The sequence below is a fragment of the Streptomyces sp. NPDC004065 genome, from assembly GCF_044903565.1.
Classification (GTDB): Bacteria; Actinomycetota; Actinomycetes; order Streptomycetales; family Streptomycetaceae; genus Streptomyces.
Map to the genome: position 1 here is coordinate 118,966 of NZ_JBJDQT010000021.1, position 9,482 is coordinate 128,447.

The following is a 9,482-nucleotide window of genomic DNA, read 5'->3' on the forward strand; positions in this document are numbered from 1 at the left end:
CCGGCCTGGCCTGGACCGGCCTGGCCTTACCCGGCCGCCGTCGGGCCGCCGTCCGGCCGGGTCAGCGCGCCACCGCGAACAGGATCTGGCCCGCCGGGCCGCGGGCCACCGGCCGCAGCGCGGGGTCCCGGCGCCACGCCCGCGCGGTGTCGAGGACCCACCGCACGTGGTACCTGCGCAGGATGTCCCCCCGTACGGCGCCCGGGGTGCTCCGGGTGTAGTAGCGCCGCACGGCCGCCTCGCGCCGGTCCTCGTCCGGGAGGAAGAAGTCCGGGTAGCCGGGGGCCACGGTGTAGGGGCCGTACGCCGGGATCAGCCGGGCCGGGAAGTCGCGGGCCATGACCACGTCGCCGTACCGCACGTACGGGGTGATCCAGTGGTAGCCGGTCCACGGGCGCGTGTAGTGGGCCGCGAGCGCCTCGGGCAGCGCGGCGCGCCCCACGACGTACCCGAGCACTCCGGCCTGGCTCCACGCGCCGACGGCCAGCCCGCCGGCCAGCAGCCACGCCCAGCACAGCCGCACGGCCCGCCGGCCGTCCTCCCGGACCACCTCCAGCGCGGCGGCGAGCTGGGCCGGGATCAGGGCGGCGGGCAGGGCCCGGCCCCACGAGTAGTGCCCGCTCGCCAGGCCCGCCGCGCACACCGCCGCGCCCAGCGCGAAGAACACCGCCAGCGGGTCCCGGCGGTCCCGCCGCCACCGCGCGGCCAGCGCGGCCACACCGAGCAGCGCCAGCCAGTAGCGTCCGGGGAACTGGTCGTACAGCGCCCGGTGCACCGACTCCAGTCCGTCGCCCGCCGAGAACAGCGCGAAGAAGTCGTAGTACGGCCACAGCCGCAGCACCAGCAGCCCCAGCCCGGCAGCGGCCGCGAGCCGCGGCCACAGCGTGCGCGGGGGCCGGGCCGCGAGCACCGCGGCGAGCGCGCCCAGCGTGGCGACCACCCCGGTGAACTGGTGGCAGAGCAGGATCACCGCCCACAGCGCCCCGAGTCCGAGCCACACCGCCCATCCGGCGGCCGTGCGCAGCGCCCGGGTGAGCCAGGCCCAGTGGTGGAAGGCCAGGCCGAGCGCCAGCACGCTGGGGTACGACACCGTCAGCGCCAGGGAGTTGAGGGAGACGAAGCCGCTCCAGTTGATCAGGACGGTGCCCCACAGCAGGACCAGGCTCAGCGCGGCCAGCGCGGGCGCCGCCGGGTGCCGGCTCAGCGTCCTGACGTACCGCCACACGCCCGTGACCCACAACGCCAGCCCGGTGACCGCCGCGAGCCGCAGCACGACGAAGACCGACAGGCCGCTGACCCGGGCGAGGCAGCCGAGCAGCAGTATCCACGGCGAGTAGTACGGGCTCGGCGTGTCGGCGTCGACGAGCGGATTGCCGGGGTGCAGCGGGCTGTTGCGCAGACGGATCACGGTCGCCGCGTGCATGCCGAGGTCACCGGCCCACGGCAGCCGGGCGATCACCGCGAGCAGCAGCACGACCAGGAGCACGGCGGCCGCCCGGGCGGCGGCGGCCCGTCGGGCGCCTGCCGTGTGCCGCGGCGCGGCCCGGTCCGCGCGGAGCGCCTCAGACGGCGCGGAACGCATCGTGCCGGCGCCGCCGGATCCCGCTGTCGGTGAGGTGCACAGTCACCCGCGCCACTTTATTCGGGATCATCCTGATTGCCCGGAAAGTGGGGATGTGCCGTACGGCGTTTCCTGGGCGGGGGCGGGGCCCGACAGCGGGGCGCCCCGGGCTCTCGGCCCGGGGCGCCCCCTCGTCTGCGGCTTCGCGCCGCTACGTGTGCCTGCGCAGCAGGGTTATGTGTGCGTGCGCAGCAGGGTGCGCATCGTCCGCATCGCCACCGACAGGTTGGCGAGGTCGAACTCGTCGGAGCTGCGGATCTCCACCAGGGTCGAGCGCGCCCGGGAGAGGATCGCCGCGTTCTTCTGCTCCCACACCTTGAACCGCTGCTCGGGCGTGGCGTCGCCGTTGCCCACGGCCAGCACGTCCGCGGTCAGGGCCGCGTGCGCCGCGTAGAGGTCCTCGCGGATCGCCGCGCGGGCCATCGACTGCCAGCGGTCGTTGCGCGGCAGCTCGATGATGCGGTCCATCAGCTGCGTGATGGACAGCCGGTCGGCGAGGTCGTAGTACACCTCGGCGACGTCCATCGGGTCCTTGCCCATCCGGTCGGCCACCGAGACGATGTCCAGCGCCGGGAAGGCGGAGGAGAACCCGGCCACCCGCGTGGCGAGCTCGTCCGGGACGCCGGCCGCGGCCAGCTCGTCGTAGACCTGCTGGTACCACTCCAGGTCCGCGCCCCTGAGCAGCTTGGGCAGCGCGGCCCACACCTGCTCGACCCGGTCGGAGAAGAACTCCACGGTCTCGGTCAGCTCCAGCGGCTGCGGCCGGTTGTTCAGCAGCCAGCGGGTGCCGCGCTCGACCAGGCGCCGCGAGTGCAGCCGGATGCGGGTCTGCACCTCGGCCTCGACCTTGTTGTCGAGCGCCTCGACCGCGTCCCACACGGGTGCCGACCGGAAGATCGCGCGGGCCGCGGTCTGCGCCCGGACGATCTCCTCCAGCGACGCGCCCGTCTCCTCCCGCAGCCGGTGCAGATACGTCGTACCGCCCGTGTTGACCGTGTCGTTGACCAGGACGGTCGTGGTGATCTCGCGGCGCAGCGGGTGGTTGTCGATGTGCTCGCCGAACCGCTCGCGCAGCGGCGTGGGGAAGTAGGCGTGCAGCAGGCCGCGCAGATACGGGTCGTCCGGCAGCGAGGTCCGCAGCAGCTCCTCGGCGACCGTGATCTTCGTGTACGCCAGCAGGACGGCCGTCTCCGGGCCGGTCAGGCCGTGCCCGGAGGCCAGGCGCTCGCGGATCTGCCGGTCGGTGGGCAGGAACTCCAGCGCCCGGTCCAGATGGCCCTCGCGCACCAGGTGCTTCATGAACCGCTGCTGGGCGTGGAGCATGTCCTTGGACTGGGCGAGCGCGTTGGCGATCGCGGTGTTCTGCGCGTAGTTGTTGCGCAGCACCAGCGCGCCGACCTCGTCGGTCATCTCGGCGAGCAGCTTGTTGCGCTGCTTGATCGTCATGTCGCCTTCGGCGACCAGGCCGTTGAGCAGGATCTTGATGTTCACCTCGTGGTCGGAGGTGTCCACGCCCGCGCTGTTGTCGATGGCGTCGGTGTTGACCTTGCCGCCCGCGTGCGCGAACTCGATCCGCCCCAACTGGGTGCAGCCGAGGTTGCCGCCCTCGCCGATCACCTTGACCCTGAGGTCGGCGCCGTCGACGCGGATGGCGTCGTTCGCCTTGTCGCCGACGTCGGCGTTGGACTCGGTGGACGCCTTGACGTACGTACCGATGCCGCCGTTCCACAGCAGGTCCACCGGCGCCTTGAGGATCGCCCGCATCAGGTCGGCCGGGGTCAGCTTGGTGACGCCGGAGTCGATGCCGAGGGCCTCGCGGATGTGCGCGTTGACCGTGATCGCCTTGGCGCTGCGCGGGAACACGCCGCCGCCGGGCGACAGCAGGGAGGTGTCGTAGTCGGCCCAGGAGGAACGCGGCAGCTCGAACAGGCGGCGGCGCTCGGCGTAGGAGGTGGCCGCGTCCGGGTTCGGGTCGATGAAGATGTGCCGGTGGTCGAAGGCCGCGACCAGCCTGATGTGCTCGCTGAGCAGCATGCCGTTGCCGAACACGTCGCCGGACATGTCGCCGATGCCGACGACCGTGAAGTCCTGGGTCTGGGTGTCCACGCCCAGCTCCCGGAAGTGCCGCTTGACGGACTCCCAGGCGCCGCGCGCGGTGATGCCCATGCCCTTGTGGTCGTAGCCCGCGCTGCCGCCGGAGGCGAAGGCGTCACCGAGCCAGAAGTTGTAGGACTCGGCGACCTCGTTGGCGATGTCGGAGAACGTCGCCGTGCCCTTGTCGGCCGCGACCACCAGATAGGTGTCGTCGCCGTCGTGCCGGACCACGTCCGGCGGGGGCACGACCTCGCCCGCGACCATGTTGTCGGTGATGTCGAGGAGCGCCGAGATGAACGTCTTGTAGCTGGCGATGCCCTCCGCCATCCACGCGTCCCGGTCCACGCCCGGGTCGGGCAGCTGCTTGGCGACGAAGCCGCCCTTGGCGCCGACCGGCACGATGACGGTGTTCTTCACCATCTGCGCCTTGACCAGGCCGAGGATCTCCGTGCGGAAGTCCTCGCGCCGGTCGGACCAGCGCAGACCACCGCGCGCGACCTTGCCGAAGCGCAGGTGCACGCCCTCGACGCGCGGCGAGTACACCCAGATCTCGTACGCCGGGCGCGGGGCCGGCAGGTCGGGGATGGCCTGCGGGTCGAACTTCATGGACACGTAGTCGTGGGGCTGCCCGCCGCGCGCCTCCTGGAAGAAGTTGGTGCGCAGGGTCGCCTTGATGACGGTCAGGAAGGAGCGCAGGATGCGGTCCTCGTCGAGGGACGCCACCTGGTCCAGGGCCGCGTCGACCTCTTCGAGCAGCGCGTCCACCAGCTCGTGCCCGGCCCGCTGGCGCTCGGGCGCCATCCGCGCCTCGAACAGGTTGATCAGCAGGCGGGTGGTGTGGACGTTGTTGCGGAGGGTGTCCTCCATGTAGTCCTGGCTGAAGGTGGAGCCCGCCTGGCGCAGGTACTTGGCGTAGGCGCGCAGCACCATCGCCTCGCGCCAGGTCAGCCCGGCGCTGAGCACCAGCGCGTTGAACCCGTCGTTCTCCGCCTTGCCGGTCCAGGCCGCGGCGAAGGCGTCCTGGAAGCGTTCGCGGGCGTCGTCGCCCAGGTAGTCGCCGGCGGTGGTGCCGGTCGCCCGGGGCATCCGCAGACCGAAGTCGTAGATCCACGCCGTCGTGCGGTCCGCGCAGCGCAGCTCGTACGGCCGCTCGTCGGTGACCTCCACGCCGAGCCGGCTCAGCACCGGCAGCACGGCGGACAGGGAGACCGAGCCGCCCTTCTGGTAGATCTTGAAGCGGCGCTCCTGGGGCCCGGCGCCCACCGGCTCGTACAGGCTCAGCGCGAAGGTCTTGTCCTCGTTGAGCTGCTCGAGGTTGACCAGGTCGGCGACCGCGGCGCGCGGGGTGTGGTCGGCCTTGTAGCCCTCGGGGAAGGCGTTGGTGTAGCGGCGCAGCAGCTCGGCCGCGCGCTCCTCGCCCAGCTCGGCGGTGAGCGCCTCGGAGAAGGCGTCGGCCCAGGACCGGGCGGCCTCCACCAGGCGGGCCTCGATGCGCTCCTTGTCGGCGTCGGAGAGCTCCGGCAGTTCGGTGCCCTGCGGGACGCGGACGACGAAGTGCAGCCGGGACAGGATCGACTCGGTGTTCCAGGCGGTGAAGTCGACGCTGGTGCCGCCGAGCTCCTCCTTCAGGATGTCGATGATCCGCAGGCGCACGCCGGTGGTGTAGCGGTCGCGCGGGAGGTAGACGAGGGCCGAGTAGTAGCGGCCGTACTCGTCCTGGCGCAGGTACAGGCGCAGCCGGCGGCGCTCCTGGAGGTACAGCACCGAGGTGACGATCGACTGCAGTTCGGCGACCGGGGTCTGGAACAGCTCGTCGCGCGGGTAGGTCTCGAGGATCTGCAGCAGGTCGCGGCCGTCGTGGCTGTTGGGCGAGAAGCCGGCGCGCTCGAGGACCTCCTCGACCTTGCGGCGGATGACCGGAACGCGCCGTACCGATTCGGTGTAGGCGGCGGAGGAGAACAGACCGAGGAAGCGGCGCTCGCCGATCACCTCGCCGTTCTCGTCGAACTTCTTGACGCCGATGTAGTCCAGGTAGGACGGCCGGTGCACGGTGGCCCGGCTGTTGGCCTTGGTCAGCACCAGCAGCTTGTGCTCGCGGGCCTTGGCGCGGGCGTCGGCGGGCAGCCGCTCGAAGGACGGGCTGACCGGGTGGCTGTCGTCGCCGCCGTGCTGCGGGTCCGATCGCAGTATGCCGAGCCCGGTGCCGGGCACGGCGGCCAGGGAGTCGTCCTCGCGCAGCCGGTACTCGCGGTAGCCGAGGAAGGTGAAGTGGTCGGCGGACAGCCAGTGCAGCAGCTCCCGGGCCTCCTCGACCTGCTGCTCGGGCAGGTCGGCGGGGACGGGCTCGTCGGGCAGCGCGTCGGCGAGCCGGGTGGCCGCGTCGCGCATCTTCTCCCAGTCCTCGACGGCCTCCCGGACGTCGGAGAGCACCCGCAGCAGATCGGCGGTGATCTGCTTGAGGTCGGCGCGGTCGGTCTCGCGGTCGATCTCGACGTGGATCCAGGACTCGATGTGCGCGTCGTGCGGCAGCGGGGCGCCCGGCTGCCTGGCGGGCAGCACCTCGATCAGCTTGCCGGTGAGGTCCCGGCGGACCACGAACTGCGGGTGGATGACGACATGGATGCCGCGGCCCTGCCGGGTCAGCTCGTTCGTCACGGAGTCGACGAGGAAGGGCATGTCGTCGGTGACGACCTCGACGACGGAGTGGCTGCAGGTCCAGCCGTTCTCCTCGACGGTCGGGGTGTGCACCCGCACATTGGCCGTGCCCTGGGGGCGGTTCTCGGCCAGCCGGTAGTGCGAGAAGGCGGCTCCGAAGACGTCGACCGGGTCGCGGTCGACGAGGTCCTCCGGGGCGGTGTGCAGGTAGTAGCGCTGGAGGAAGGCGTGCACGGATTCCCGGTCCGGGGTGTCCTCGCCCTTGGGCCCGGTCGGAAGGTGCCCCCCGACCGGACTGTTCTCAGCTACCCGAGCGGCCCTCTCGAGCAACTCGGCCTTGGCTTCGTCCAGCTTGGTCTGCATTGTCCTCTGGCTCCTGTCGCGCGCCGTTGCGTGACGTTGAAGGAAGTACGGTCTCTTCCTGTTCGGCCCAACGCCTCGGCCCGGGGTGTCCGGTCCACTTCGACGCTATGCCGCCAGGTGAGATGAGCGGGGGGATGTCAGCCGACTTCGACGCGTCCGACGGGTGTGACGCTGCTCTCGGCCGCGTCGCCGCCCGGGACCGACGCGGCGTCCCAGGGGCCGTCGAGGCCCCTTCCCGCCCGCGAGGACCAGCGACGGCCGCCCGGTCACGGAGGTGTTCCGTGCTCACCGGGCGCACAGCGGAGGCGACGGCGCCCCCGCGAACTATCGCGCTGATCACGCCACAAGGCTATCGCTCCCGACGGGTGCCCCGTCATGAGCCGTATGTGTACAAAACCGGGGGTGGAACTTTGACGTTCTGCACAGCAGCGGCGGCGCCGGGCACCGCGTAAGGGAGGCGGAGGGGGCCACGCCGCCGGACGCGGCCTGCGCCGCCGGGCGCGGGCCTACGCCGCCAGGCGCTCCGCCAGCTCGACCGCCTCCGTGAGGGTGTCCACCACGGGTGCGCCGGCCCCCTCCAGGCTGGCGCGGCTGTGCGAGCCGCCGCTGTAGAGCACGGCCGCGGCCCCCGCGTACCGGGCGGCCAGCGCGTCGTCCGCGGCGTCCCCGATCACCACCGTGCGCTCCGGGCGCACCGTCGCGGCCAGCGCGCCGAGGTGGCGCACCATGTGCTCGGCCTTGCTGCCGCCGGACGGGCCGGTCCGCCCGTCGACGCGTATGAAGTGGGCCTCGATCCCGAAGCCGCGGACCAGCGGGACCAGGTCCGTGTGCCCGTACATGCTCAGGAGGGACTGGCTGTGCCCGGCGGAGGTCCACGCGGCGAGCAGCTCCGCCGCTCCCTCGGTCAGTCCGCAGCGGACCCGGTGCTCGGCGTAGTACCGGTGGAAGACCTCGTCCATGGAGGTCCACTCGGCCTCGGTGGGCAGCCGCCCGAGCAGCCGCTCGTAGAACTTCGGCACCGGCACGCAGTACAGCGCGCGGTACTGCTCCAGCGTGATCGGCTCCAGGCCGAGCTCGGCGAACGCCGCGTTCGTCGCGCCGACGACGGCGTCGTTGTCGTGGAACAGCGTGCCGTTCCAGTCCCAGACGATGTGCGCCCCTGACTGCTTCCCCATGCCGGAAAACGTACCCGCCGCCACTGACAATCAGCTGCCCTCGCCCAGTCCCACCAGGTTCGGGATCTCCTGCGTGGCGTACCAGAGCAGCTCGTGGTCCTCGGCGCCGTCCACCACGAACTGCGCGTCGTCGTCCCCCGCGTCCGCCGCCCCGAGCGCCTGTGCCGCCGCGGTGACGTCCGCCTCGGCGTCCCCGGAGTCGACGTGCACCGCCGCCGCCCTGGACAGCGCCACCGTCCCGGTCACCCGGACCTCGCCGAGCGCGGCCGGGTCCAGCCCGCGGTCGGGGTCGGCCACCGCCGCCCCGTCCGGCACGTCCGCGGCGACGACGACCCTGCGCCGGGGCGCGCCCGGATCGGCCGCCAGCAGCCGCAGCGAGGCCAGCGCGGCCCGGCTGAGCGCGGCGTACTCCAGCTCCTCGATGTCATCGGAGAGGTACCACTCGCGCAGGGCGGGCGTGACGGCGTACGCGACGAACGGTCCCGCCCCCAGCTCGCCCGCCTTGTACGCCTCGGCGAGACCGGGGAGGGTCAGGGGGACGTAGACGCGCATGGCTGGCCGCTTTCTTGGTCGGAAGGCTCCGCGAGGCTCCGGGAGACAGCCGGACCACGGCCGGCGGCGCTCGGCGCGTCGGTCCCACGGCTCCCGGGGCGGCCTCAAGGATACGTGCGGGCGTCCCCTTTCGGGTCCCCGGCCGCACCCTCCGACGCGTCCACCGCATGCCCCGCTCCTCACCCGGCGCACCCGCCCGATCCCGGGGTCCGGGGACCGCACGATCACACGGATAGGTGAACTTCCCCGCCGCCCCGACCCGGAACCGGCCTTCCTTGCCGCGGCCGGCGCGGGGCCCGTAGAAGAGGCCCAGCAGGAAGTTACTGCCCGGTAGAACCCGGCCGACACCGAAACGGGGACCCCCATGAACAAGGTCATGACCAGGACGCAGCGCCGCACCGGCAGCCGCCCGCCGGGCCGCGGCGACACCCGCCGCCCGGGCACCGCCCCGCCCCGCACACCGGGCGGCCCCCGCCCCCGGCCACGGGGCGGCGACCACCGTCCGGGACCGTCGGGCGGTCACCGCCCCGCGGCCGGCGCCTCCGCGCCCGGCGGCGCAGGTGCCGCCCCCTCGGGGCCCGTCGTCTCCCGGCCGGCGACGCTGCCCCTCACCACGGACGTCTTCGCCGACCGGCTCCTCGCCGTGCTCAGCGGGCAGAAACCCGTGCACTGGATGCTCCGCCACACCGCGGGCCGGGCCTACGACGAACTGGCACGGCTGGCCGAACGGGGCCCGCTGCGGGCCCGCGGCACACGTCCCGTCGTACGCGACATCGGCTACTACGAGCCGCGCCCCGGCGCCCTGGAGGCCTTCGCCCGGATCGGCGCGGGCGAGCAGCTGCGGGCGATGGCGTTCCGCCTGGAACTGGGCCGCGACCTGCGCTGGCGCTGCACCGCCGTGGGGCGGGGGGGGCCCCCCCCCCCCCGCCCCCGCGCCCCCCCCCCCCCCCCCCGCCCCCCCCCGCGCCCCCCCCGCGGGCCACCCCCCCCCGGCCGCCCGACACCACGCCCCGCCCCGGCCC

General features: G+C 73.2%; 4 protein-coding genes and 1 pseudogene. 1 reads left to right on the forward strand and 4 read right to left on the reverse strand.

All coding sequences use genetic code 11. The features are described from left to right. Positions 1 to 61: 61 nt before the first annotated feature. The 4 genes from ACI2LW_RS22205 to ACI2LW_RS22220 all read right to left on the reverse strand — a co-directional run bounded on the left by ACI2LW_RS22205 (position 62) and on the right by ACI2LW_RS22220 (position 8,460). Positions 62 to 1,582 (reverse strand): hypothetical protein, encoded by a 1,521-nt coding sequence (locus ACI2LW_RS22205; protein ID WP_404732936.1) that lies wholly within the window; start codon positions 1,580 to 1,582, stop codon positions 62 to 64. Positions 1,583 to 1,795: 213 nt separating this feature from the next. Continuing rightward, positions 1,796 to 6,733, reverse strand: a complete 4,938-nt coding sequence (locus ACI2LW_RS22210) for an NAD-glutamate dehydrogenase (protein ID WP_404732937.1) — start codon at positions 6,731 to 6,733, stop codon at positions 1,796 to 1,798. A gap of 506 nt (positions 6,734 to 7,239) precedes the next feature. Beyond that, on the reverse strand, positions 7,240 to 7,908 hold the full coding sequence (locus tag ACI2LW_RS22215; RefSeq protein ID WP_404732938.1) for an HAD family hydrolase: 669 nt from the start codon (positions 7,906 to 7,908) through the stop codon (positions 7,240 to 7,242). A gap of 30 nt (positions 7,909 to 7,938) precedes the next feature. Beyond that, on the reverse strand, positions 7,939 to 8,460 hold the full coding sequence (locus tag ACI2LW_RS22220) for a DUF6912 family protein (protein WP_404732939.1): 522 nt from the start codon (positions 8,458 to 8,460) through the stop codon (positions 7,939 to 7,941). Between the two features lie 364 nt (positions 8,461 to 8,824). Between ACI2LW_RS22220 and ACI2LW_RS22225 the strand changes: the two are divergent. Continuing rightward, a pseudogene (locus ACI2LW_RS22225) lies at positions 8,825 to 9,388 on the forward strand (Rv3235 family protein); the annotation flags it as partial. Positions 9,389 to 9,482: the final 94 nt, after the last annotated feature.

What these genes read in the sequence shown, in the direction of transcription:
- ACI2LW_RS22220 (WP_404732939.1), bottom strand. Translation starts at nt 8,460, where the DNA reads ATGCGCGTCTACGTCCCCCTGACCCTCCCCGGTCTCGCCGAGGCGTAC.
- ACI2LW_RS22210 (WP_404732937.1), bottom strand. Translation starts at nt 6,733, where the DNA reads ATGCAGACCAAGCTGGACGAAGCCAAGGCCGAGTTGCTCGAGAGGGCC.
- ACI2LW_RS22215 (WP_404732938.1), bottom strand. Translation starts at nt 7,908, where the DNA reads ATGGGGAAGCAGTCAGGGGCGCACATCGTCTGGGACTGGAACGGCACG.
- ACI2LW_RS22205 (WP_404732936.1), bottom strand. Translation starts at nt 1,582, where the DNA reads ATGCGTTCCGCGCCGTCTGAGGCGCTCCGCGCGGACCGGGCCGCGCCG.